This is a genomic window from Achromobacter piechaudii NBRC 102461 (genome assembly GCF_001571245.1).
GTDB lineage: Bacteria > Pseudomonadota > Gammaproteobacteria > Burkholderiales > Burkholderiaceae_B > Achromobacter > Achromobacter piechaudii.
The window spans coordinates 1,132,858-1,155,368 of the sequence record NZ_BCTK01000001.1; the positions used below are offsets into that span (position 1 = coordinate 1,132,858).

At 64.4% G+C, this 22,511-nt stretch carries 23 protein-coding genes; 13 read left to right on the top strand and 10 right to left on the bottom strand.

Features of this window, described 5'->3' with window-relative positions; genetic code table 11:
• Positions 1-95 precede the first annotated feature (95 nt).
• The gene (gene ugpB / locus API01S_RS05055) at positions 96-1,409 is read right to left on the bottom strand and encodes a sn-glycerol-3-phosphate ABC transporter substrate-binding protein UgpB (RefSeq protein ID WP_006219635.1); all 1,314 of its coding nucleotides are present in this window, start codon (positions 1,407-1,409) and stop codon (positions 96-98) included.
• 193 nt (positions 1,410-1,602) lie between these two features.
• Here ugpB and proC point away from each other — a divergent pair, with 193 nt between their 5' ends.
• The 7 genes from proC to API01S_RS05090 all read left to right on the top strand — a co-directional run bounded on the left by proC (position 1,603) and on the right by API01S_RS05090 (position 8,384).
• Entirely contained in the window at positions 1,603-2,436 is an 834-nt protein-coding gene (gene proC, locus API01S_RS05060) for a pyrroline-5-carboxylate reductase (protein WP_061303431.1), read from the top strand.
• Positions 2,433-2,987: a queuosine precursor transporter gene (locus API01S_RS05065; protein ID WP_050728698.1), complete on the top strand. Its 555-nt coding sequence runs from the start codon at positions 2,433-2,435 to the stop codon at positions 2,985-2,987. Before proC ends, API01S_RS05065 begins: the two co-directional genes overlap by 4 nt.
• A 464-nt stretch (positions 2,988-3,451) precedes the next feature.
• The gene (locus API01S_RS05070) at positions 3,452-4,567 is read left to right on the top strand and encodes a high-affinity branched-chain amino acid ABC transporter substrate-binding protein (protein WP_039883238.1); all 1,116 of its coding nucleotides are present in this window, start codon (positions 3,452-3,454) and stop codon (positions 4,565-4,567) included.
• A gap of 190 nt (positions 4,568-4,757) precedes the next feature.
• Positions 4,758-5,684 carry a high-affinity branched-chain amino acid ABC transporter permease LivH gene (gene livH / locus API01S_RS05075; protein ID WP_006219631.1) on the top strand — a complete coding sequence of 309 codons (927 nt, stop codon included), beginning with the start codon at positions 4,758-4,760 and terminating at the stop codon, positions 5,682-5,684.
• Entirely contained in the window at positions 5,684-6,919 is a 1,236-nt protein-coding gene (locus API01S_RS05080; RefSeq protein ID WP_006219630.1) for a high-affinity branched-chain amino acid ABC transporter permease LivM, read from the top strand. Before livH ends, API01S_RS05080 begins: the two co-directional genes overlap by 1 nt.
• The gene (livG, locus tag API01S_RS05085; protein WP_006219629.1) at positions 6,916-7,683 is read left to right on the top strand and encodes a high-affinity branched-chain amino acid ABC transporter ATP-binding protein LivG; all 768 of its coding nucleotides are present in this window, start codon (positions 6,916-6,918) and stop codon (positions 7,681-7,683) included. The genes API01S_RS05080 and livG overlap by 4 nt, the downstream gene beginning before the upstream one ends.
• Entirely contained in the window at positions 7,683-8,384 is a 702-nt protein-coding gene (locus tag API01S_RS05090) for an ABC transporter ATP-binding protein (protein ID WP_039883237.1), read from the top strand. The genes livG and API01S_RS05090 overlap by 1 nt, the downstream gene beginning before the upstream one ends.
• Positions 8,385-8,508: 124 nt before the next feature.
• Here API01S_RS05090 and cuyB read toward each other — a convergent pair whose 3' ends face one another.
• From cuyB to API01S_RS05105, 3 genes are read right to left on the bottom strand one after another with little or no spacing between them, the layout of a single operon-like run.
• Positions 8,509-9,252, bottom strand: a complete 744-nt coding sequence (cuyB, locus tag API01S_RS05095) for a cysteate racemase (protein WP_061303433.1) — start codon at positions 9,250-9,252, stop codon at positions 8,509-8,511.
• Position 9,253: 1 nt separating this feature from the next.
• Positions 9,254-10,735, bottom strand: a complete 1,482-nt coding sequence (locus API01S_RS05100) for an N-acyl-D-amino-acid deacylase family protein (protein WP_061303435.1) — start codon at positions 10,733-10,735, stop codon at positions 9,254-9,256.
• A 6-nt stretch (positions 10,736-10,741) separates the two neighbouring features.
• Entirely contained in the window at positions 10,742-11,722 is a 981-nt protein-coding gene (locus tag API01S_RS05105) for a Bug family tripartite tricarboxylate transporter substrate binding protein (RefSeq protein ID WP_006219625.1), read from the bottom strand.
• A gap of 120 nt (positions 11,723-11,842) precedes the next feature.
• Between API01S_RS05105 and API01S_RS05110 the strand changes: the two genes are divergently transcribed.
• Positions 11,843-12,787, top strand: coding sequence for a LysR family transcriptional regulator (locus API01S_RS05110; protein ID WP_050728701.1), 945 nt, complete (start codon positions 11,843-11,845; stop codon positions 12,785-12,787).
• 47 nt (positions 12,788-12,834) lie between these two features.
• Here the strand turns inward: API01S_RS05110 and API01S_RS05115 are convergent, their stop codons facing one another.
• On the bottom strand, positions 12,835-13,449 hold the full coding sequence (locus API01S_RS05115; RefSeq protein WP_061303437.1) for a glutathione S-transferase family protein: 615 nt from the start codon (positions 13,447-13,449) through the stop codon (positions 12,835-12,837).
• 138 nt (positions 13,450-13,587) lie between these two features.
• On the opposite strand from API01S_RS05115, the gene API01S_RS05120 reads away from it, so the two are divergent.
• Together API01S_RS05120 and API01S_RS05125 are read left to right on the top strand one after the other, a co-directional pair.
• Positions 13,588-14,763, top strand: a complete 1,176-nt coding sequence (locus tag API01S_RS05120) for a PQQ-dependent sugar dehydrogenase (protein WP_061303439.1) — start codon at positions 13,588-13,590, stop codon at positions 14,761-14,763.
• A gap of 3 nt (positions 14,764-14,766) precedes the next feature.
• Positions 14,767-15,405 (top strand): glutathione S-transferase family protein, encoded by a 639-nt coding sequence (locus API01S_RS05125; protein WP_050728703.1) that lies wholly within the window; start codon positions 14,767-14,769, stop codon positions 15,403-15,405.
• Positions 15,406-15,477: 72 nt separating this feature from the next.
• Here the strand turns inward: API01S_RS05125 and API01S_RS05130 are convergent, their stop codons facing one another.
• Positions 15,478-16,386 (bottom strand): DMT family transporter, encoded by a 909-nt coding sequence (locus tag API01S_RS05130; RefSeq protein ID WP_050728704.1) that lies wholly within the window; start codon positions 16,384-16,386, stop codon positions 15,478-15,480.
• Positions 16,387-16,477: 91 nt separating this feature from the next.
• Positions 16,478-16,855, bottom strand: coding sequence for a DUF423 domain-containing protein (locus API01S_RS05135; protein WP_006219619.1), 378 nt, complete (start codon positions 16,853-16,855; stop codon positions 16,478-16,480).
• 183 nt (positions 16,856-17,038) lie between these two features.
• On the opposite strand from API01S_RS05135, the gene parS reads away from it, so the two are divergent.
• Complete coding sequence (gene parS, locus API01S_RS05140; RefSeq protein WP_006219618.1) at positions 17,039-17,524, top strand: type II RES/Xre toxin-antitoxin system antitoxin; 486 nt, start codon at positions 17,039-17,041, stop codon at positions 17,522-17,524.
• Positions 17,521-18,033, top strand: a complete 513-nt coding sequence (locus tag API01S_RS05145) for an RES family NAD+ phosphorylase (protein ID WP_006219617.1) — start codon at positions 17,521-17,523, stop codon at positions 18,031-18,033. Before parS ends, API01S_RS05145 begins: the two co-directional genes overlap by 4 nt.
• Positions 18,034-18,090: 57 nt before the next feature.
• On the opposite strand, the gene API01S_RS05150 is transcribed toward API01S_RS05145, so the two are convergent.
• Positions 18,091-19,152 carry an alcohol dehydrogenase gene (locus API01S_RS05150; RefSeq protein WP_006219616.1) on the bottom strand — a complete coding sequence of 354 codons (1,062 nt, stop codon included), beginning with the start codon at positions 19,150-19,152 and terminating at the stop codon, positions 18,091-18,093.
• Positions 19,153-19,216: 64 nt separating this feature from the next.
• A complete protein-coding gene (locus tag API01S_RS05155; RefSeq protein ID WP_061303441.1) occupies positions 19,217-20,425 on the bottom strand; it encodes an ABC transporter substrate-binding protein in 1,209 nt (402 codons plus the stop codon).
• Positions 20,426-20,652: 227 nt separating this feature from the next.
• Here API01S_RS05155 and API01S_RS05160 point away from each other — a divergent pair, with 227 nt between their 5' ends.
• On the top strand, positions 20,653-21,393 hold the full coding sequence (locus tag API01S_RS05160; protein WP_061303442.1) for an IclR family transcriptional regulator: 741 nt from the start codon (positions 20,653-20,655) through the stop codon (positions 21,391-21,393).
• A gap of 7 nt (positions 21,394-21,400) precedes the next feature.
• Here the strand turns inward: API01S_RS05160 and rocF are convergent, their stop codons facing one another.
• The gene (gene rocF, locus API01S_RS05165; protein WP_174544660.1) at positions 21,401-22,366 is read right to left on the bottom strand and encodes an arginase; all 966 of its coding nucleotides are present in this window, start codon (positions 22,364-22,366) and stop codon (positions 21,401-21,403) included.
• Positions 22,367-22,511 lie beyond the last annotated feature (145 nt).

Consider the following 22,511-nt stretch of genomic DNA (forward strand, 5'->3'; position numbering starts at 1 on the left):
TAAGCCTTGCGCTCGTATCCGGATTGGCCGTTAAGTCATTGTCATGCATAGGAAATGCATCGAGGCAATGGCCACACGGAATCCCGGAAAGGGCGCTACTTTACACTCTTCTCAAACTTTTCCAGCAGCTCGTTGCCGCGCTTGACGATGTTCTCGGCGCCATCCTTGGCCGCGACCTTGCCGGACACGATGCGTTCGATTTCAGCGTCTTCGATTTCACGGATCTGCGGCAGGAAGCCCAGGCGCAGGCCACGCGACTGCGCGGTGGTCTCGACGTTCAATTGCTTCACGCCGACTTCGGTGCCCGGATTCTTGTCATAGAAGCCGTCTTTCTTGGTCAGCTCGTAGGCGGCCTTCGTGACCGGCACATAGCCCGTCTGCTGGTGCCAGCGAGCGGCGATTTCCGGGCTGGCCAGGAACTTGAAGAACGCGGTCACGCCCTTGTAGGTTTCCGGCTTCTTGTTGGCGAAGACCCACAGCGAAGCGCCGCCGATGATGGTGTTCTGCGGCGCGCCTTGCACGTCGGCGTAGTAAGGCAGGGTGGAGGTGCCGAATTCGAACTTGGCGTTCTTGGCGATGTTGGCGCGCAGGCCGGACGAACCGGTGATCATGGCGCACTTGCCGCTGATGAACAGCGAGTTCGGCTCGTCGCCGCGACCGCCGTACATGAAGATGCCTTCCTTGCCCCACTTGGCCAGGTTTTCCAGATGGCGCACGTGCAGCGGGGTGTTGATCGCGATGCGGGCGTCCAGGCCACCGAAGCCGTTGTCCTTCGTGGCGTACGGCACGTTGTGCCAGGCCGAGAACGTTTCCAGCTGGACCCACGACGGCCACGACGTGGTGTAGCCACATTCCTGGCCGGCTGCCTTCAGTTTCTGGCCGGCGGCGGCCAGTTCTTCCCAGGTCTTCGGCGGCTTGTCAGCGTCCAGGCCGGCCTTCTTGAAGGCGTCCTTGTTGTAGTAGAACACCACGGTCGAGCTGTTGAAGGGCATCGATACCAGCTTGCCTTCGGCCGACGAATAATAGCCAGCCACGGCGCCGATGAATTCCTTCGGATCGATCGGGTTGCCGACTTCTTCCGACATCTGCTGCACCGGCTTGATGGCGCCCTTGGCGTACATCATGGTGGCGGTGCCGACTTCGAACACTTGCAGGATGTCAGGCGCATTGCCGGCACGGAAGGCCGCGATGCCGGCGTTCATGGATTCGCCGTAGTTGCCCTTGTAGATCGCCTTGACCTGGTAGTCAGGGTTCTTCTTGTTGAACTCGTCAACCAGGCCGTTGACGCGGTCGCCCAGGGCGCCTTCCATCGAGTGCCAGAACTGGATCTCGGTGGCGGCATGCGCAGACGCGCCCGCGAACGCGGCCATGACGGCGGCGAAAGTTAAAGCAATACGGTGTGATCGCATGATGAGGTTGCTCCTGATGGGCGTGTTGTGACCGGGTGGTCCGGACACGGAAAACACGACACCTTATGAATTGTTTGTGACAAAACCGTGACTTTCACATCACTCCAAACGCCTGTCAAATTGCGCGTTTCAGGCGCGAACGAACATTTTTCTTTTTTTCCCGACGGGAGCTGACCGACTACAATGCTCCGCTATGAAAAACGAACTTTCGATTGCGTTCATTGGTGGCGGCAATATGGCGGCCGCTTTGGCCTCTGGTCTGGCTGGCAAAGTATGCCCCGCCAAGAACATCCATGTCATTGACATTAATAAGGATAGTCACGCCGCCTGGCAGGCGCGCGGCATGACCACTGCCGCCGCACCTGACGAGGCGCTGGCGCAGTGCCGCGTTTGGGTGTTCGCGGTCAAGCCACAGAACATGAAAGATGTTGTGGCTTCTACGCGTCAGTGGCTCCGGGACGACACCTTGGTGGTAAGCGTGGCTGCCGGAATACGCGCCGACACGCTGGCAGGGTGGCTGGGATCTGCCAACGCGCCGTTCAATCGACTGGTGCGCTGCATGCCCAATACGCCGGCCCTGGTGGGCGCGGGCATCACGGGTCTGGCGGCCCTGGATGGCGTCGGCCAGGCCGACCGCGAACTGGCCGCGCAATTGCTGTCCAGCGTGGGGCAGGTGGTCTGGGTAGCCGATGATGCCGCGCTCGATGGCGTCACCGCGCTGTCCGGCAGCGGGCCGGCTTATGTCTTCCTGTTCCTGGAAGCGTTGGTCGCGGGCGGCTTGAAGGTAGGGTTGACCGAAGACCAGGCCAAGCAGTTGGCGCTGGGTACGCTGGCCGGCGCCACCAAGCTTGCGGCGGAATCGGACGAACCCTTGTCGGTGCTGCGCGAACGGGTCACGTCCAAGGGCGGCACCACGGCGGCGGCGCTGGCGGCCTTCGATGCCGCTGGCTTCAGCGGCATCGTGCAGGACGCGATGGCCGCCGCGGCGCGCCGCTCGCGCGAGCTGGCAGAGGAATTCGGGAAATGAACCAGGCAAGTCGGGGCTTTCCCGTCATGAGCCGCATGCAGTTCGGTATTTCCGTACTGTGCATGCTGTTGGTGGTGGTGGGCTCCAATATTCTGGTGCAGGTGCCGCTGAACGATTGGCTGACGTGGGGCGGCCTGTCCTATCCCATCGCCTTCCTGGTGACCGACGTGCTGAACCGGCGCTTCGGCCCCACCGCCGCGCGTCGCGTGGTCTGGTTCGGTTTCGCGGCGGCGCTCATCGTGTCGGTCTGGGTGGCCTCGCCGCGCATCGCGCTGGCCTCGGGCCTGGCCTACCTTTGCGCGCAGATGGTCGACATCCAGGTCTTTGACCGCTTGCGCGATCAGCGCTGGTGGCGGGCGCCGTTGGTGTCCGGGGTGCTGGGCGCCATCCTGGACACGGTGGTGTTCTTCAGTGTGGCGTTTGCCGCCACGGGCGCGCCCTGGACAACCTGGTTGCTGGGCGACCTGGCGATCAAGCTGGTGGTCAACATCAGCATGTTGGCGCCGTTCCGGGCGTTGATGTGGAATCTGGCCCGGCCTGCCAACGTCTGATGGTCTGACTGCTGCGGGGCTTTGGGCCCGCAAAAAAAGCGCGTATGGCGACGGTTGAAACTGTCTGCATACGCGCTTTTCTATTAACTCGATAATCATTAATCGTAAGTCCGGCGTAAGCACTGTATTTAAATGCATATTCCGAGGCATTCGAACGCCGTATTAATGATTTTTCATATACCCCGGCAAGCACAACTTTGCGTCGCACGCCAGTTATCAAATAAAGAATATTCGCGATTTCTCCAGTGAATTCATGCGCTTGCGCAGCGGATGCGTCACGATTAAAGGCTTGCGATTAAATATTGGGGATTACACGCAGTGACAGTATGGCGGCTTGCTTCCAGAATACCGCCCACACCGTGTTTTTGCCCAAGAAGCCGGCGACGCGCGACGCGGATTACGGGGAACCCACCCGTCAATCCGTTTCGATCAGAGCCGCTCAAAACCTCGCTGGAGAACTCCGCATGAAGTTTATGAATCGCCTTACCCCGGTTGCCATGGCGCTTGGGGCACTTGCCTTGGCTGGCGCCGCACACGCCGCCGACACGATCAAGATTGGCATTCCCCAGCCTATGACCGGCCCCAACACCCAATACGGTGACCAGATCCAGGCCGGCGCCCTGACCGCTATCGAAACCATCAACGCCAAGGGCGGGGTCAAGGGCAAGAAGCTCGAACCCATCCTGATCGATGACGGCTGCGAACCCAAGCAGGCCGTGCCGGCCGCCAACCGCGTGGTCAACTCCGGCGCCAAGTTCGCCGTGGCCCATGCCTGCTCGGGCGTGACGGTCGCCGCCGTGAAGGTGTACGAGGAAGAGGGCATTGTCGGCATCACCCCGGGCGCCACCTCGCCGCTGGTCACCGACACCATCAAGCCGCATTTCTTCTTCCGCACGATCGGCCGCGACGACCAGCAAGGCCCGTACGCCGCCGCGTACATCGCCAAGACGCTCAAGCCGCAGAAGGTCGCCGTGCTGCACGACAAGCAGACCTACGGTTCCGGCGTGGCCACGCAAGTCAAGGACGCGCTGGCCAAGCAGAACGTCAACGTGGCGCTGTTCGAAGGCATCAACGTTGGCGACAGCGATTACTCGGCCATCATCACCAAGCTGAAGTCGGCAGGCGTGGACCTGGTTTACTTCGGCGGCTACCACCCCGAATTGGGCCTGCTGCTGCGCCAGTCGCGTGAGCAAGGCCTGAAGGTGCAGTTCATGGGTCCGGAAGGCACGGCCAACCAGGATCTGGTTGCCATCGCCGGCCCGGCCATCGACGGGCTGCTGGTCACGCTGCCGGCCGACTTCACCAAGCTGCCGGGCAACGAAAGCATCGTGAAGGCCTTCAAGGACGCCAAGCGCGATCCGGACGGCGCCTTCCAGATGCCTGCCTACGCTGCCGTGCAGATCCTGGCCGACAGCATCAACGCTGTGGGCGAAGATCCCGCCAAGGTCGCCGACTACATGCACAAGACCACGTTCAACACCGGCATCGGCAAGGTCGAATACGACGCCAAGGGCGATTTGAAGAACTTCGAATTCGCCGTCTACAAGTGGGACAAGGACGGAAAGAAGACCCAGCTGTAAACTCGCGATCCCGCCGGCACGGTGCCGGCGTGCAGGGCCTGTTGTCTTCGTTGTGCCGTAATCCGCGTAGCGATGCGCCAAAAGCGCTGTGCGGCCGGCAGGCGGTGACGACAGGCCCTTATGAAATACGCCCAGGTTTCCGGCTCCGGGTCTTCTCACCGGGGCCGGAACCATTTGGAGCAAGAGAATAATGTCTGACCTCATACCCCAACTTACCCAGCAATTCTTCAACGGATTGTCGCTGGGCGCGATCTACGCGTTGATTGCCATTGGCTACACAATGGTCTACGGCATCATCGGTATGATCAACTTCGCCCACGGCGAAATCTATATGATCGGCGCCTATGTCGGCCTGGTCACCTTGACGTCCATCGGCACCAATAGCGGCTTGCCGGTCCCGTTCATCATCGCTGCCATGCTGCTCGTCGCCATTACCGTGACCGGCATCTACGGCTTTTCCGTCGAACGCGTGGCGTACCGGCCCGTTCGAGGCAGCCCCCGGCTGGTGGCGCTGATCTCGGCCATCGGTATGTCGATCTTCCTGCAGAACTGGGTGGCCCTGGGCCAGGGCGCGCGCGATATGGCCGTGCCTTCACTGGTATCGGGCGCGGTGCAGTTCCACATGGGAACCGACTTCGACGTGACGGTGCCGTATTCGCGCATCATGATCATCGTCGTGACCGTGGTGCTGATGATCGGCCTGACTCTCTTCATCAAGTATTCCCGCATGGGCCGCGCCTCGCGCGCCTGCTCGCAGGACATGCACATGGCTAACCTGTTGGGCATCGACACCAACCGCGTGATCTCTTTCACGTTCGTGATGGGCGCGATCCTGGCGGCGGTGGGCGGCGTGCTGATCGCCATCACCATCGGCAAGCTCAATCCCTTCATCGGCTTCCTGGCCGGCATCAAGGCCTTCACGGCGGCGGTGCTGGGTGGCATCGGCAGCATTCCCGGCGCGATGCTGGGCGGCGTGTTGCTGGGCTTGGCCGAGACCTTCGCGGCCGCGTATATCTCGTCACAGTACAAGGACATCGTGGCGTTCTCGCTGCTGGTCCTGATTCTGCTGTTCCGTCCCACCGGGCTGCTGGGCAAACCTGAGGTGGAAAAAGTCTGATGTCGAAAAACAATATCAAAAACGCCACCATGGCTGCCGTGCTGACGGCGGTCATCGTGACGCCGGTCTTTGGCTTGCAGCTGATCCGTCAGGGCGCGCGCACGTCGATGGAATCGCACTGGGGGCTGGTGGCGCTGGCCGCTGGCGTGGTGTTCCTGTTCCAGATGTTGCGCCCGTGGATCGCGATCCCGTTCAAGAAACTCAAGACCAGTCTGCCGACCTTGCCGTCGGCGCCCGCCAAAAGCCACAAGGGGCTGGCATTGCTGCTGTTGGCAATTGCCGTCGTCTGGCCATTCTTCGCGGGGCGCAGCTCGGTCGACATCGCCACGCTGGTGCTGATCTACGTGATGCTGGGCCTGGGCCTGAACATCGTGGTCGGTTTCGCGGGCCTGCTGGATCTGGGCTTCGTCGGCTTTTACGCCGTGGGCGCCTACACCTATGCCTTGCTGTATCACTGGGGCGGCTGGAGTTTCTGGGAGGCGCTGCCGTTCTCGGGCGCGATGGCGGCCTTGTTCGGTTTCGTGCTGGGCTTTCCCGTGTTGCGGCTGCGTGGCGATTACCTGGCCATCGTGACGCTGGGCTTCGGTGAAATGATCCGGTTGCTGCTGATCAACCTGAATACGCTGACGGGCGGCCCGGACGGCATTTCCGGCATCCCCAAGCCCACGGTGTTCGGCCTGGAGATGACGCGTCGCGCCAGCACCGAAGGCGGCACCACGTTCCACGAGTTCTTCGGGCTGACGTTCCAGAACCAGGACATGGTCATCTATCTGTACATGATGGCCTTGTTGCTGGCGCTGATAACGCTGTTCGTCTCCACGCGCCTGATCCGTATGCCGGTCGGACGCGCCTGGGAAGCGCTGCGCGAAGATGAAATCGCGTGCCGCTCGCTGGGGCTCAACCCCACGCGCATCAAGCTGTCGGCGTTCACGCTGGGTGCGACCTTCGCCGGCTTTGGCGGCGCGTTCTTCGCGGCGCGCCAGGGCATGGTGAACCCCGAGTCCTTCACCTTCATCGAATCCGCACTGATCCTGGCCATCGTGGTGCTGGGCGGCATGGGCTCGCAGGTGGGCGTGATCCTGGCGGCTATCCTGCTGACCGTGCTGCCCGAACTGGCGCGCGAGTTCGCCGAGTACCGGATGCTGATGTTCGGCTTGGTGATGGTGTTGATGATGATGTGGCGTCCGCAGGGGTTGTTGCCCATGAAGCGTCCCCACGTGGAGCTGTCTAAATGAGCGAGGCATTGCTGAAAGTATCCGGGCTCACCATGCGGTTCGGCGGCCTGTTGGCCGTGGACAGCGTGGGGTTCGAAGTCAAATCCGACGAGGTGTTCGCCATCATCGGCCCCAACGGGGCAGGCAAGACCACGGTGTTCAACTGCGTGGGCGGCTTTTATGCGCCGACGGCGGGCGACATCATCATGGACGGCAAGCCGATCACCGGTCTGCCCAGCCACAAGGTGGCGCGCCATGGGCTGGTGCGCACGTTCCAGAACGTGCGGCTGTTCAAGCAGCTGACCGTGCTGGAAAACTTGCTGGTCGCGCAGCACACGCAAGTGGAATCGCGGCTGCTGCCGGGCTTGCTCAAGCTCAAGGGCTATCGCCAATCGGAAACCGAAGCGCTGTCGCGCGCGGCCCAATGGCTGGACTTCATGGGGCTGCGCGAATTCGCCAACCGCGAGGCGGGCAACCTGGCTTATGGCCACCAGCGCCGGCTTGAGATCGCGCGCTGCATGATCACCAAGCCGCGCCTGTTGATGCTGGACGAACCGGCAGCGGGTCTAAACCCGCAGGAAAAGCGCGATTTGCAATCGCTGATCGACCAGTTGCGGCGCGAGTTCGGCGTCGCGGTATTGCTGATCGAGCACGACATGAGTTTGATCATGGGTATCTCGGACCGGATCCTGGTCATGGAACACGGCAAGCCGATCACCACCGGCACCCCCGAGCAGGTGCGCAACGACGAGCGCGTCATCAAAGCGTACCTGGGGGAGGAATGATGCTTAAGCTGGAAAACATACACACCTTTTACGGGGCCATCCAGGCGTTGAATGGCGTGTCGGTCGAGGTCAACAAAGGCGAAATCGTCACCTTGATCGGCGCCAACGGCGCAGGCAAGACGACGCTCTTGATGACGGTCTGCGGCAACCCGCGCGCGCGCGAAGGCAAGATCAGCTTCGAAGGCGAGGACATCACCCACAAGGACACGCACCACATCATGCGCAATGGCATCGCCATATCGCCTGAAGGCCGGCGCGTGTTCAAGGACCTGACCGTTGCTGAAAACCTGATGATGGGCGGCTTCTTTTCGAAGCGTTCGGAAATCGACGAAGGCATCGATCACGTCTACGGCCTGTTTCCGCGCTTGAAAGAGCGTTCGGCGCAGCGCGCGGGCCTGATGTCGGGCGGCGAACAGCAGATGCTGGCCATCGGCCGCGCCTTGATGACGCGTCCGCGCCTGTTGCTGCTGGACGAACCTACGCTGGGCCTGGCGCCGCTGGTGATCGCGCAGATTTTCGACATCATCCGCGAAATCCGCGAGCAGGGCGTGACGGTGTTCCTGGTCGAGCAGAACGCCAACAAGGCCTTGGGCGTGGCGGATCGGGGCTACGTGCTGGAAAACGGCCGCGTCGTGTTGCAGGACACGGGCGCCAATTTGCTGGTCAACGATCAAGTCCGCAAGGCTTACCTGGGCGGATAACAATCACGTTGACACATTCCCCGCGAAGGGAAATTCGGGCGCATCGAAAGATGCGCTTTTTTTTATGCGCGGAAGCAGCGGACTCGCGAGCAAGCCGGTCGAGACCGGCAAGCCCGCGTCGCATTCACGCTGCGATCAGTTGCTTGGCCAGATCGGCTTCGTAGTGTGCGATGGCGGCACGCGCCAACGCGTCGATGGAGTCGGTCAGCGTGACGCCCAGGCTGGCGCGCAACGCGTGCGGCACGGCCAGCGGCAGTTCGGTGCAACCCAGCACCACCGCATCGGCGCCTCGCGCCTTCAGGCGGCTGATGCATTCCGCGGCGGGCGCGAAAGCTTCTTCCAGCCGGTTGCCCTTGACGGCGCGGATCGACCCCATGCAATAGCGTTCGACTTCGTCGTCATCGGGCACGATGCACTCGTAGCCTTGCGCCAACAGGTGCTTTTGGTAGAGGCCGAGCTTGAGCGTTGCGGCCGTGCCCATCAGGCCGATACGCCCCTTGGGCAGGCCTAGCCGGCGCAGGTCGTCGATCACGGCCTGAATGATGTGCAGCACGGGCACGCTGGTGGCGGCCGCGATGTCGTGATACCAGAGGTGCGCCGTGTTGCACGGGATGGCGATCAACTGCGCGCCGGCCTGTTCCAGGAAGCGCACGCCTTGAACCATATGGGGCAGGGGGCTTTCGCCGCCGGCCATATAGGCGCTGGACCGGTCGGGAATGCGGGGATCGTTGCGCAGCAGCGTGGGGATGTGTTGCTGGTCAATCGCGGCGGGCGTCAGCGCCGCCAGGCGTAGGGCAAAGGCCGCGCCGGCCATGGGACCCATACCGCCCAATACACCCAGGTAGCAGCCCTGGGAAAACGTCTTCACTTTATAGACTCCGAGCTAATGCATCACCGGGCGCCAAAACCCGGCCCGGGCGTTGCGTGCCGGTTCGTTCCCCATCCCAGACCTGCTGGCCGTTGACCCACACCGCGTGGATGCCTCGGCTTGCCTGAACGGGAGCTGAAAAAGTGGCCACATCCGTTACCGTGGCAGGATCGAACAGCACCAGGTCAGCATGATACCCCTCGCGCAGCAGTCCGCGTTCGGCGATGCCGTATTGGTCAGCCGCCAGACCGGTCATCTTGTGGATGGCCGCCTCCAGCGACAGCAGTTGTTGTTCGCGCACCATCGTGCGCAGCACGTTGGTGAAGGTGCCCCATTGGCGCGGGTGCGGATGCGGATCGAAGGGCAGGCCGTCCGAGCCCACCATCGTCAATGGGTGCGCGAAGATGCGGTTGACGTCGGCCGGGTCCATTAGGAAGTAGATGGCGCCGGCGGGGGCCAGCCGCGCGATGGCGGCTTCGTCGTCCAGCCCGAGCTCCTGCATCACCTCGTCGAAATCGCGGCCGGTAGCTTCGGGGTAGCCTTTGGACCAGGTAATCATCGTGCGGCTGGCCAGGCGTGCGCGGTCCAGCCGCAGCATCGTCGAGGTGGCCGGGTAGGGATGGCAGTCCAGGCAGACGGGCTGCGTGGCGGCGGCGCGGCTGATCAGATCCAGCGTCTCGCGCGTGCGGCCGTGGTTGCGTTCGCCGGCCAGCTTGTGATGCGAGAACACCACGCGGCAATCCAGTTCCCGGCCGATCAACAGCGCCTCTTCCATCGCCGGCACGATGTGGTCGGCTTCGTCACGCAGGTGCGTCGCATACAGGCCGCGCCGGCCCGCGCCGTTGGCGGGCTTGAGCGGCTGGCACACGTCGATGATTTCATCGGTGGGCGCGGCGCTGGCGGGCGGGTAGAACGTGCCGGTCGACACGCCGAACGCGCCCGCGTCCAGCGCTTCTTGCAGCAGCTCACGCATGGCCGCGCGTTCCGCCTCGTTGGCGGCGCGCGCGGTGTCGTCCATGACGGCGACGCGCAAGGTGGTGTGGCCGACCAGCGCAATGACGTTCACGGCGGCCGACGTGTCGCGCAAGGCATCCAGCCACGCGCGAAAGGTGCCGAAGCGAAACAGGTCGGGCGGGCCCAACAGGTCCAGGGGCTGCGGAATGCTGTCGCGCTCCAGCGGAGCGAGGCTGATGCCGCAGTTGCCCGTGACCACGGTGGTGATGCCTTGCGACACCTTGGGCAGCATCTCGGGATGCGCCAGCAGGTAGCCGTCATCGTGGGTGTGGGAATCGATGAAGCCCGGCGCCAGCACCTGGCCCCGGCCGTCGATGACGGGCACGCCCGCGGGGTGGGCGAAACTGCCCACGGCCACGATGCGATCGCCCAGCACCGCCAGGTCGGCCTGGCGGGCGGCGCCGCCAGTGCCGTCGATAAGCGTGGCGCCCGCCACGATGAAGTCAGCCTGCAAGGTGTGCTGCGTCATGGAGGCTCAGTCCAGTTTTTCGATGCCGGCGGTTTCGATGATCTTCTGCCACTTGGCGGTTTCACGATCGATCAACTGCTTGAACTCTTCCGGCGAGCCCGTTGCAGGTTCCGCGCCCAGCGTGGCCAGGCCGGTGCGCACCTCGGGCGCGGCCAGCGCTTTCTGGATGGCGGCATTCAGTTGGGTGACGACGGCGGCCGGCGTTCCCTTGGGCGCGACGACGCCGCCCCAGGCCACGGTTTCATAGCCTTTCAGGCCGGACTCGTCCAGCGTCGGCACGTCGGGCATCAGCGGCAGGCGCTTCAAGCTGCTGACGCCGATGGCGCGTACCTTGCCGGCCTTGACCAGCGGCGCGGCTTCCGAGGTGTTGACGAACAGATAGTCCAGACGGCCACCCAGCAGATCCTGGATGGCGGCGGGGCCGCCGTTGTAGGGGATGAACATGACGTCCAGCTTGGCCATGCTCTTGAACAATTCGCCGCCCATGTGGCCGGTGGTGCCCACGCCGGATGCGCCGTAGGACAGGCGGCCCGGTTCCTTGCGGGCACGGTCGATCAGGTCCTGCACGCTCTTGACGGGGGATTCGGCCGGCACGATCAGCGCGTTGTACAGGTCGAACATGTGCGCCACGGGCGCCAGGTCCTGGTCCACGTCGTAGGGCAGGCGCTTGAACAGCGACCGGTTCACCGCCAACGTGTTGATGTTGCCGTAGCCCACGGTGTAGCCGTCGGGCGCGGCGCGCTTGACCAGCGCGATACCGATGTTGCCGGCCGCACCCGGACGGTTTTCGATGACCATCGTGGCGCCCGTATCCTTGGCGATCTGCGTGGTGATCAGGCGCGACAGCACGTCCGGCGAACCGCCAGCGGCGGACGGCACCACGAAGGTGATCGGCTTGTCGGGATAGGCGTTTGCGGCCGAGGCGGCGCCCAGCATTGCAAGACTGAGGCCAAGCGCGCAGACGCGACGGTGAATATTTCGATGCATGGTGGTATTCCCCTTGTTTTGTTGTACAGACCGGCGCAGATTACACCCGCATTGCGGCGCTGCATCATCGAAAAATGTGGCAATCCTATAATCCGCCGTTATCGATAAGGGGAACAAAAAATGGATGCGGAAGCTTATGCCGACGAGGTCGGCCCCAGCGCGGGGCGCCCGCTGAACCTGCGGCAGATCGAGGTCTTCCGGGCGATCATGATGGCCGGCTCCATCAGCGGCGCGGGGCGCATGCTGCATGTGTCGCAACCGGCCGTCAGCCGCGTGCTGGCGCTGACGGAAAGCCGGCTGGGCTACCGGCTGTTCGAACGGGTCAAGAGCCGTCTGTCGCCTACCGCCGAAGCGCGCCGGCTATATGCCGAGGTCGAGCAGGTGTACGGCGGCATCCAGCGCGTGAACGATCTGGCCGCCAGCCTGGGGCAGTCGGGCGCGGGGATGTTGAAGATCGTGGCCAGCGCCAGTTTCGGGCAGCGCCTGATTCCGATGGCGCTGGAGCGTTTTCGAGGCCGCAATGCCGATGCGCGGGTGGACTATCGCAGCGTCACCTTCGACGAGCTGGCAGCGTACTTTCTGTCGGGCCAGGCGGATATCGGCATCTCCATGCTGCCGCCGGATCATCCCAACCTGACGTCGGTGCGGCTGGCTCGCGTGCCGGTCGTGTGCGTCATGCCGGCCGCTCATCCGCTGGCCAGCCACAAGGTTGTGCATCCCGAGGACTTTTCATCCGCGGCGTGGATCGGCTATCCGCGCGACACGCCGCTGGGCCGTGCGCTGGGCACCTTTTTCGGCGACGGGCCGCGGCATGCCGCCGCGATTGAAGTGCATTCGCCGGTGACCGCTTGTTCGTTCGTGCAGCAAGGGCTGGGGCCGGCCTTGGTGGACACCTGGTGTGTCTCGGCCGAGCAGTCGGCGCACATGGTGCAGCGGCCGATCGAGCCCGAAGCCAGCGTCGAGATCTGGGCCACGCATTCCAATCTGAGCGCGCCGCCGCTCTTGGCGCGCCGCTTTCTGGCGGCGATCAAGAAAACGCTGGAAGGCGCTGCCGAGCCGGACTAATCAGTCCGGCTTGGACGGCACGCAGGGGCATGCCGAGCGATGGCGGCTTACGCCAGCCCTTCGGCCTTCAATGCAGCCTGGACGCCTTTGTCGGCTTCCATGCGCTTTTCGAATGCCGCCAGATTGTCCTGGCCGCTCAGGTCGATTTCCTTGGCGCGCGCCCAGCGCAGCACGACGTACAGATACGCGTCCGCGATGCAGGGCGCGTCACCCGCCAGGTACTGCTTGCCGGCCAATTGCCCGTCCAGCTGCGAGAACAGCTTGGTCAGCAGCTTGGATGCCGAGCCGGCCAATTCTTTCTGCGCGCCTTCGTCGCCCAGGAAGCGGGACGCGCCGAAGATCATCGAGAACGTCTTGTGGATGTCGGAATTGATGAAGCCCAGCCAGCGGCGGACCTCGGCGCGCGAACGGGCGCTGCCATCGCCCAGCAGCTTGCTTTGCGGCGACTGTTCGGCGATGTATTCCAGGATGGCTACGTTCTGCGTAAGGGTCCAGTCGCCGTCCGTCAGGGCAGGCACGGCGCCTAGCGGATTGACCTTCAGGAAGTCGGGCGCCTTGAGCGCTTCACGGCTCAGTTGATGCGTTTCATAGGGCTTGCCCACCCACTCCAGAACGATGTGGGAAGCGAGCGAGCACGCGCCGGGCATGTAGTAAAGTTTCATGTGATCGGGTCTCCTGAACGAAAGAACGGGCAGGCCCCCGTCCTTGGGCGCTATGGTACGCCACCCCCGGCGCTCACGGCGTCAACTTGCCATGCCACCCGCGCCCGCATTCCCACTCAGTTGCCGCCGGAGATGTCCATGCAGTCACGCACCACCGCGAGCACGCGCGCGATCCCCCTGTTTTTCTATTCCACGCTGGTACTGGCCGGCGCGCTATGGGCCGCAGCGCCCGCGCGCGCTGCCCAGGAACCGGTATCGGCGCCCGCCCAGGTCACCGCCGTGGTGGGTGGCCTGGATCATCCCTGGGCGATGGCCTTCCTGCCCGATGGCGGCGGCGTACTCATCACCGAACGGCCCGGCAAGCTGCGCCTGCTGCGCACGCCGGGCGGGCTGTCCAAGCCGCTGGCGGGCGTGCCGAAAGTGGCGGCCAGCGGGCAGGGCGGTTTGCTGGACGTGGCCTTGTCGCCGGACTTCGCCAATGACCGTTACGTGTACTTGTCGTATGCCGAATCGGATGGCGATAAAAGCGGCACCGTTGTGGGCCGGGGGCGATTGTCTGCGGACGCCACCGCGCTTGAAGACTTCAAGGTGCTGTTCCGCCAGATGCCCAAGCTGTCCTCGGGACTGCATTTCGGTTCGCGCCTGGTATTCGACCGCAACGGCTACCTGTTCATTTCGCTGGGCGAAAACAATCAACGTCCCACCGCGCAAGACCTGGACAAGCTGCAAGGCAAGATCGTGCGGCTGAACCGGGACGGGTCGGTGCCCCCCGACAACCCCTTCGTGGGCAAGCCCGGCGCGCGGCCGGAGATCTGGTCTTACGGGCATCGCAACCCGCAGGGCATGGCGCTGAACCCCTGGTCTGGCGAGCTCTGGGAGAACGAGCATGGCCCGCGCGGTGGCGATGAAATCAACCGCATCCAGCCGGGCAAGAACTACGGCTGGCCATTGGCGACCTACGGCATCAACTACTCGGGCCAACCTATCCCCGAGGCCAAGGGCGAGACCGTGCCCGGCACCGAGCCGCCTTTGTTCTGGTGGGCAAAGTCGCCCGCCATCAGCGGTATGGCGTTCTACGATGCCGACCGTTTCCCGGCCTGGAAGCATTCGGTTTTCATTGGTGCGCTGGCCAATCAGAACCTGATCCGCCTGACGCTCGATGGCAATCGCGTCGTCGGCCAGGAATGGCTGCTGGGCGATCGCAAGAGCCGGATACGCGACGTGCGGCAGGGGCCGGACGGCTATGTATATGTACTGACCGACGCCTCGCCCGGCCAATTGCTGAGGCTGGCGCCGGCCCCGACGGGAGGGTAAGCGATGAAGACGTACGAATTGATCGGATCGGCCGGCTGCGGCTCGGCCATCGTCGAAATGGCGTTGGTGCTGGCCAACGTGCCGCATACGCTGACGGACGTGCCTTACCTGAAGCCCGGCCCCGAGCGCGAGCGTCTGCTGCGCTTGAATCCCTTGGGGCAGGTTCCGACGCTGGTGACGCCCGAAGGCGAGGTCATGACCGAGAGCGCCGCAATGATCCTGCATCTGCACGATGTGGCGCCGCAAGCGGGCCTCGCGCCCGGGACGGACAAGCCCGAACGTGTGCGCTTCCTGAACCTGTTGCTGCGGCTGGTGGCGGCGGTGTACCCGACGTTCACCTACGGCGATATCCCTGCGCAATGGGCGGGCGAGGGTGCGGCTGCGGACCTGCTGCGCGAGCGTGTACACACCCGCCGCGCGGAGTTATGGAAAGAGCTGGAAGGCCAAGCCGGCACGCCGCACATGCTGGGCCGTCGGTTCTCGGCGCTGGACCTGTACGTCACGGTCATGACGCACTGGCGGCCAGGGTCGGCCTGGTTCCAGGCTGAATGCCCCGCGTTGACGGCGGTGGCGCGAGAGGCGGCGCAGGAACCGAATGTGGCGCGGGTGTTGCGACGGCACTTTCCGGCGCCTACGGAATAGCGCCAACTCGGTAGCGCCGCGACTCGCAAGGCCCCGCGTGCGCGATCAGCCTGGGACCGCGCCGCGCCGTTTTCAGGCCTTGGCGCGGCGCCGGCTCTTGGCGCGGGCTTCGCGCACCGCGATGTACACGCCGCTGCCGGCAATGATGAGCGCACCCAGGTAGGCGTAGGCGTCAGGCGCTTCGCGCCAGAAGATCCAGCCCAGGATCGTTGCCCAGATCAGGCCCGTGTAGTCGAACGGAGCCACCACCGATGCCGGCCCGATCCGGAAACCCTGCGTGATCAAGGCCAAACCCAAGGTGCTGAACAGCGCGATACCGAAAAAGTAGGGCAGGTGCTCGGTGGCGGGCGCCTGCCAGACCCAAGGCAAACCCACCGCGCTGCACACGAGTTGGCCCAGCACGATATAGAACGTGGTGGTCAGCATGCCTTCGCCCCGGCTGATGCCGCGCGCGGTAATCATCATCACGGCGTACAGCAGCGCGGTGGTCAGCGGGTACAGCGTGGCCGCCTGGAAGGCGTCCGAGCCGGGCCGCACCACGATCAGCACGCCGGCAAAGCCGGCCAGCACCGCCAGCCAACGCTTGCCGTCTACGCGTTCTTTCAGGATCAGGACCGACAGGGCCGTGACGAACAACGGCGCGGCGAAGGCGATGGCCGTGGCTTCGGCCAGCGGTAACGCGCGCAGGCCCAGGTAGAAGCAACAGGCCGACACCACATTGATCGCGCCGCGCAGCAGATGCAGCCCGGGATGCGCGGTGCGTATGACGCGGCGACCGCCCAGCCACAAGGCCAGCGCGGTCACGAAGGGCAAGGCGATCAGGGCCCGCAGGAACAGGATCTGAAGCGGGTTGTAGTGAGCGCCCAACCATTTGGCGTTGGCATCGCTGAGGGTCAGGAAGAATATGCCGCCCACCACGCAGGCGATACCGGCGAAGGCAGAGTGTTCGCGCACGGCGGGCAATACGGTCGAGGAAGACATCTGAAACCTGCAAGGGCGGCGGTTCCTGCCGCCGTGAGTAAGGGAACGGGCGTGGAATACGTAAGAGGGAAGGCGGGCGCGGCCCGCTAGTTCATCCCTGTGCGCGGTAGGCGGCCAGCGCAACCATGGCCCAGGCAGCCAGGAATGCGACGCCGCCCAACGGTGTCACGGCTCCCAGCCAATGCACGCCCGTCAGGGACAGCGTGTACAGACTGCCGGAAAACAGCACGATGCCCACGAACATCACCACGCCAGCCGCCGACAGCAGCGGCGAACCGAAGCGGGCGCCCAGCAATGCGATGACGAACAGGCCCATTGCGTGGATCAGGTGATAAAGCACCCCGGTCTGCCAGACGGAGAGCAGTTCGGGCGACAGCATGCGCTTGAGGCCGTGCGCGCCAAAAGCTCCCGCGCCCACCGCCACCATCAGATTGAGCGCCGCAAGTATCGTCAGCTGCCGGTCCGTCATTGCCAGTCCTTGTCGTTGATCGTGTGTAACGCCGCCTATGATATGCCCAAAATCGGTGCATGCTCGGGGCGAACAGAGACAGAATTGCCCCTTGTAGCGCCAATTCCAAATGAGATATTATAAATTCTGTTTGGAAGGCGGTCAGCCCTTGGCTTTAACGGAACCGCTCAACTGGAGTGCGCAATGACTTTGTCCGTGACCGGAAAATCAGCTGAAAAGCGCGACGCCTCGGCGGCGCGTCCCCCGCGCCGCGCGGCCGCGCGCGCCAAGCAATTATTCCAGGAACTGGTCGACAGCCCCTTGAGCGATATCGCCCGCGATGTGCGGCGCGGTCTGCCCGCGCAGATGGTGGACGATGCGGCCGATTTCCTCCAGGTGCCCAAGTCCGAAATCATGGCCATCACCGAAGTAAAGGCGGCGTCCCTGTCGCGCTGGACCCGGGAAGGGCAGATGCTGCCGTTGGGCGAATCCGACCGTCTGGCGCGCGTGGCCCGGGTCGCTCGCGTGGCGCGCCAGGTGCTGGGCAGCGACGAAGAGGCGGTGCAGTGGCTGAATACGCCGGTGCCGGCGCTGGGCAACGTCAAGCCCCTGTCTCTGCTGACGTCGGACGCCAGCAGCCGCATCGTCGAAGACACCCTGGCGCGGGCAGCGGCCGGCGTGTACGCATGAGCGAATTCATTTCGCTGTGGCGCATCGGCACCACGGCGGGCACCTACCGCGCCGACGACCTGAGCGGCGCGGGTGCGGCGGCGGTGGGCGGGCGCTACAACAGCCCGGGCACGGCGGTGGTCTATACCTCGGCCAGCGTGGCGCTGGCGGTGCTGGAGACGGTGGTGCATTTTGCCGCGCGTGCCTCCGAGCAGGCCAACCGGTATCTGATCGAAGTGGCAGTGCCGCGCGCCGTCCACGACGCGCGCCAGGTGCTGACGGTGGATCAGTTGCAGCGCAATTACCCCTTCTGGGAAGCGGTGCCGTTTGCCGAGGCCTCGCAAGCGGTGGGCGACAACTGGGTGGAATCCGGCGTGTCGGCGCTGCTGGAGTTGCCCAGCGCCATCGTGCCGCATCGCGGCGTGCCCGATTGCAATCTGCTGATCAATCCGGCGCATCCGGACGCCGAAAACATCGTGGTGGTGCGGCGCGAACGCTTCGTCTATGACCCGCGCTTGAAAGCTGCGTGAAGCCACCCGCAGAAAAATGGGAGCCTCGCAGGGCTCCCTTTTTTTCTGGCAGGTGCTTTAAGCGTTTGTCAGCACCGCGCGGCCAACGACCTTGCCGGCCCGCAGCGCGGCCAGCACGCTATCGGCCTCGGCCAGCGCGTGGCGGTGCACCGGCATGGGCGGCACCTTGCCCGCGCGCACCAGGTCCATCAGCTCTTGCAGTTCCGCCAGGTTGCCGACGTAGCTGCCGATGATGGACATCGCCTTCATCGGAATCAGCGCGATGGGCCACGAGGACGCGCCGCCGAACAGCCCCACGATGATCAGCTTGCCGCCCTTGACCAGGAAGTCGAACGCCAGCGACGTCGTGGCGGGCGCGCCCACCAGGTCGATGGCCGCCTGCACCGGCTTGCCGCCGGCAGCCTTGATGATCTGCTGCGCGGCGTCCGGCGCGGCCCCGTCGATGGCCGCCAGCGCGCCGGCATCCAGCGCGGCCTGGCGCTTGGCCGGGTCGATATCGACCACGATGGCGCCCGCGCCGCCCAGCGCCTTGATCAGCGTCAGGCTCATCAGCCCCAGGCCGCCAGCACCAAAGATCACGACGGGGTGCTCGCGATAGACGTCCGCGCCGATCTTCTTGAGCGCCGAATAGGTCGTCAGGCCGGAGCAGGCATAGGGGGCGATCTGCGCGGGTTCCAGGTCGCCGATGTCGATCAGGTATTTCGGGTGCGGCACCAGGATATGGTCTGCGTAGCCGCCCGCGCGGTGCACGCCCAGGCAGGCGGGCGCGCTGCAATGGTTTTCCATGCCCGCCAGGCACGGCGCGCACTTGCCGCAGCCAATCCACGGATACACCAGGTAGTTCTTGTCGCTGGACAGGCCTTGTGCGTCAGGCCCCGCGCCGACCACGCTGCCCACCGTTTCGTGGCCCATGGTCAGCGGCAGGGACACGCCGCGGTCTTTCAGCGCCAGCGTGCGGCCCTGGCCCAGGTCGTAGCCGCCTTCCCACAAGTGGATATCGCTGTGACACACCCCCGCCGCACGCACCTTCAACAGCACCTGCGTGCCTTGCGGGGTAGGCGTGGGCTGGTCCATTTCCTGCAAGGGTTCGCGGAAGTTCACAACGCAATAGCACTTCATGGGAAGGTCTCCTTTGGTGATTTTTATAGCCAGCAGCCTACACCCGAGGGCGGCGCGCCGATATTCACTTTTTGATTAGGGGGCATTCGCTGTCGGCCAGCGACACGAACACCTTGTCGCCCGGCACGGTGGACAGGATGCGGTAGAAGTCGCCGGGATACTTGGATTCGGCGGGCTTTTTCACCTCGACCAGATACAGGTCCATGATGACGCGGCCATCCTCGGGGCGGATCCGGGCATTCTTGATCAGCTTGGTGGTGATGGGCAATTCGCGCATCTTCTTATTGACCGCGGCCCCCTCGAAGGTGCCCGCCGCCTGAGCCGCTTGCAGGTAATGGGTGGTGGCGACGTAGCTCAATGCCTGCACGATCGAAGGCGCACGCGTCACGCCCATCTTCTTTTGCCAGCGCTGCGTCCAGGCACGGGTGTCTTCATCGGCGTCCCAGTAGAACCCGGTGGGAAAGGTCAGGCCCTGCGCCACCGGCAGGCCCATCGCCTGCACATCGTTGATGAAGGTCAGGAACGTCAACAGGCGCTGCTTGCCGCCCGTCAGCCCGAATTCCTGCGCCTGCTTGATCAGGTTGACCAGATCGCCGCCCGCGCTGGCCAGCCCCACCACATCCGCCTTGGAGGACTGCGCCTGCACGAGGAACGAGGCGAAGTCCATCGCGCCCAGCGGGTGACGGGTGCTGCCCAACACCTTGCCGCCGGCGTTCTCGACGAAGCGGCTGGCATTGCTTTCCAGCGACTTGCCGAACACGTAGTCCGTGGTGATGAAATACCACGACTTGCCGCCGCCTTCGACCACGCTTTTGACGACGGCGTTGGCCAGCGCATAGGTGTCCGGCGCCCATTGCGTGCTGAGATTGCTGCACTGCTTGCCGCTGAAGTCGCCCGCAAAGCCCCCGCTGATCAGCGCCGTGCCGCCTTTCTCGCGGGCCACGCCTTGCGCCGCCAGCCCGGCCGAACTGGCGCCGCCGTCCACCACCGCGACCAGACCCTGGGTGTCGAACCAGCGCCGCACCAGGGCCGAGGCCACGTCGGCCTTGTTCTGATTGTCCGCGCCCACGACCTCCACGGTCTTGCCCGCTACCTTGCCGTTGAAGTCCTCGACCGCCATCCGCACGGCCATTTCGGAGCCCAGCCCGCCCAGATCCGAGTAAATGCCCGAACGGTCGTTGGATACGCCCAGGCGCACGACATCCGATTGGGCATGGGCCGCGTAGGCGGCCATCGTGGCGGCGACGGCCGCCAACAGGGGTTTGATACGCATCTTTCTGTCTCCCCGGCCCGCTGCGGGGCCGATTTGTTTGAGTTTTATTGCTGACGCGGTACCGCTGACGGGCCGCCGGACCTCTAGCCGGCTGAAAAGGAATTCTTGTTGGTGAATAAAAATTCCTGTGCAAGAATTTAGGTTCGCCCATATGAAAAGTCAACATAGTGGATTACCTAGCGGCATCGGTTTTTCAGCCGCGGTAAATCCGCACAGGGGTCGCCACCATGGAAGTGAAACTTGTTGCGCGCACGTTGGATCTGATCGAGCTTTTTGCGCAGGCTCGCCGGCCCATGCCGCTGACCGAACTGGCGCAGGGGCTGGGTGCGCCAATGTCCAGTTGTCTTGCGCTGGTACGCACGCTGGTTGCGCGCGGATATTTGTACGAAGTGCGCCGGCGCGGGGGCTATTACCCGACGGCGCGGCTGCAAGCGATGAGCGCGCTGATACAGGCTGGCGATCCGTGGCTGGAACAGGTGCGCCCGCATCTGCTGACCCTGCGCGACGAGGCCAATGAAACCGTCATGTTGGGCAAGATCCAGGACGGCGCGGTGCTGTTCCTGGACGTGGTGGAATCAACGCAGCCCGTGCATTACGCCGCGCGTCCGGGCGAAAGACGGCCCTTGCACACGAGCGCCGTGGCCAAGGCGGTGTTGGCCCGCCTGCCCGAGGCAGAACGCGACGGCGTGTTGGCCCTGGCCACCTACGAGCGCCATACCGAACGCACGCTGACCTCGCGCGAGGCCCTGCTGGCCGAGCTTGCCCAGGTGCAGGCGCGCGGCTGGGCGGCCAACGTAGGCGAAAGCGTGGCGGACCTGACCGGTTTGGCCGTGGCGCTGGATCTGGGTGGCGAGTGGTACGCGTTGTGCATGGCAGGCCCGACCCCGCGCGTGTGGGAACGGCGGGATCAGAACCTGGCCTATTTGAATTCGGCGGCCGAGACTATTCGGCGCGCGCGAGAAGGGTAGGGACCGCTTAACTGCCCCGGCGCATCAGCGTCGATTTGCCGAACAGGCTTTCGATCAGGTCCACCGCCACTTCGGCCGTCTTGTTGCGCACGTCCAGCGCGGGGTTCAATTCCACCACGTCCAGCGAACGCATCAGGCCCGTGTCGGCGATCATCTCCATGCACAGCTGCGCTTCGCGGTAGGTGGGGCCGCCGGGCACGGTGGTGCCCACGCCGGGTGCGATGTCAGGGTCCAGAAAATCCACGTCGAAGCTCACGTGCAGGTGCGTGTCCGCATCCAGCCCGGCCAGCGCGGTTTCCATCGTGGCGCGCATGCCCATTTCGTCCAGGTAGCGCATGTCGAACACCTCCAACCCCGCTTCATGCACCAGCCGCTTTTCGCCCTGGTCCACGCTGCGGATGCCGATCTGGCGCACCCAGCCCGGCTCGATATCGGGGGTGTGGCCGGACATGCCGGTGATCTGGGGCGGGCCGTAGCCGCACAGGCACGCGACGGGCATGCCGTGGATGTTGCCGGTGGGCGTGAGCGCATGGGTATTGAAATCCGCATGCGCATCCAGCCACAGCACCCGCAGTTTCTTGCCGGATTCGCGGCAATGGCGCGCCACCGCGCTGATCGAACCTATGCCCAGGCAGTGATCGCCGCCCAAGAGGATAGGCAGGCGCTGTTGGCTGAGTTCGGCATAGACGGCGTCGTGTACCGCCTGATTCCACGCGGCTACTTCCTCCAGATGGCGATAACCATCTTGCGGCGGCAGCCAGGGGTTGGCCGGTCCGTAAAGATTGCCCCGGTCTATCACTTCAAAGCCTTGCGCTTCGATGACGGGACCCAGGTCCGCCACGCGCAGGGCCTCCGGACCCATCGAGGCGCCACGCGCGCCCGCGCCGATATCGGTGGGCGCGCCGATCAGGGTGATTTGCTTGGGCAAGGTAGCGGTGTTGTGCAAGAGGGGGACTCCGACGGGGTTCATCATTGGGCGGATAGTAACGCGGGGCGCTGGGCCATTGCCATTGCACAACCAAGGCTATTGGCCGAGGTCCGCCCTAGCTGCTGCACAATAGCGCCTGCGCTGGCGCGGCACTGTGGTTCGCGCTGCGCGGTTTTCCATTTTTCCTGGA

Coding starts and splice junctions, on each gene's coding strand:
- ugpB (WP_006219635.1), bottom strand. CDS start 1,409: ATGCGATCACACCGTATTGCTTTAACTTTCGCCGCCGTCATGGCCGCG.
- proC (WP_061303431.1), top strand. CDS start 1,603: ATGAAAAACGAACTTTCGATTGCGTTCATTGGTGGCGGCAATATGGCG.
- API01S_RS05065 (WP_050728698.1), top strand. CDS start 2,433: ATGAACCAGGCAAGTCGGGGCTTTCCCGTCATGAGCCGCATGCAGTTC.
- API01S_RS05070 (WP_039883238.1), top strand. CDS start 3,452: ATGAAGTTTATGAATCGCCTTACCCCGGTTGCCATGGCGCTTGGGGCA.
- livH (WP_006219631.1), top strand. CDS start 4,758: ATGTCTGACCTCATACCCCAACTTACCCAGCAATTCTTCAACGGATTG.
- API01S_RS05080 (WP_006219630.1), top strand. CDS start 5,684: ATGTCGAAAAACAATATCAAAAACGCCACCATGGCTGCCGTGCTGACG.
- livG (WP_006219629.1), top strand. CDS start 6,916: ATGAGCGAGGCATTGCTGAAAGTATCCGGGCTCACCATGCGGTTCGGC.
- API01S_RS05090 (WP_039883237.1), top strand. CDS start 7,683: ATGCTTAAGCTGGAAAACATACACACCTTTTACGGGGCCATCCAGGCG.
- API01S_RS05100 (WP_061303435.1), bottom strand. CDS start 10,735: ATGACGCAGCACACCTTGCAGGCTGACTTCATCGTGGCGGGCGCCACG.
- API01S_RS05105 (WP_006219625.1), bottom strand. CDS start 11,722: ATGCATCGAAATATTCACCGTCGCGTCTGCGCGCTTGGCCTCAGTCTT.
- API01S_RS05110 (WP_050728701.1), top strand. CDS start 11,843: ATGGATGCGGAAGCTTATGCCGACGAGGTCGGCCCCAGCGCGGGGCGC.
- API01S_RS05115 (WP_061303437.1), bottom strand. CDS start 13,449: ATGAAACTTTACTACATGCCCGGCGCGTGCTCGCTCGCTTCCCACATC.
- API01S_RS05120 (WP_061303439.1), top strand. CDS start 13,588: ATGCAGTCACGCACCACCGCGAGCACGCGCGCGATCCCCCTGTTTTTC.
- API01S_RS05125 (WP_050728703.1), top strand. CDS start 14,767: ATGAAGACGTACGAATTGATCGGATCGGCCGGCTGCGGCTCGGCCATC.
- API01S_RS05130 (WP_050728704.1), bottom strand. CDS start 16,386: ATGTCTTCCTCGACCGTATTGCCCGCCGTGCGCGAACACTCTGCCTTC.
- API01S_RS05135 (WP_006219619.1), bottom strand. CDS start 16,855: ATGACGGACCGGCAGCTGACGATACTTGCGGCGCTCAATCTGATGGTG.
- parS (WP_006219618.1), top strand. CDS start 17,039: ATGACTTTGTCCGTGACCGGAAAATCAGCTGAAAAGCGCGACGCCTCG.
- API01S_RS05145 (WP_006219617.1), top strand. CDS start 17,521: ATGAGCGAATTCATTTCGCTGTGGCGCATCGGCACCACGGCGGGCACC.
- API01S_RS05150 (WP_006219616.1), bottom strand. CDS start 19,152: ATGAAGTGCTATTGCGTTGTGAACTTCCGCGAACCCTTGCAGGAAATG.
- API01S_RS05155 (WP_061303441.1), bottom strand. CDS start 20,425: ATGCGTATCAAACCCCTGTTGGCGGCCGTCGCCGCCACGATGGCCGCC.
- API01S_RS05160 (WP_061303442.1), top strand. CDS start 20,653: ATGGAAGTGAAACTTGTTGCGCGCACGTTGGATCTGATCGAGCTTTTT.
- rocF (WP_174544660.1), bottom strand. CDS start 22,366: ATGATGAACCCCGTCGGAGTCCCCCTCTTGCACAACACCGCTACCTTG.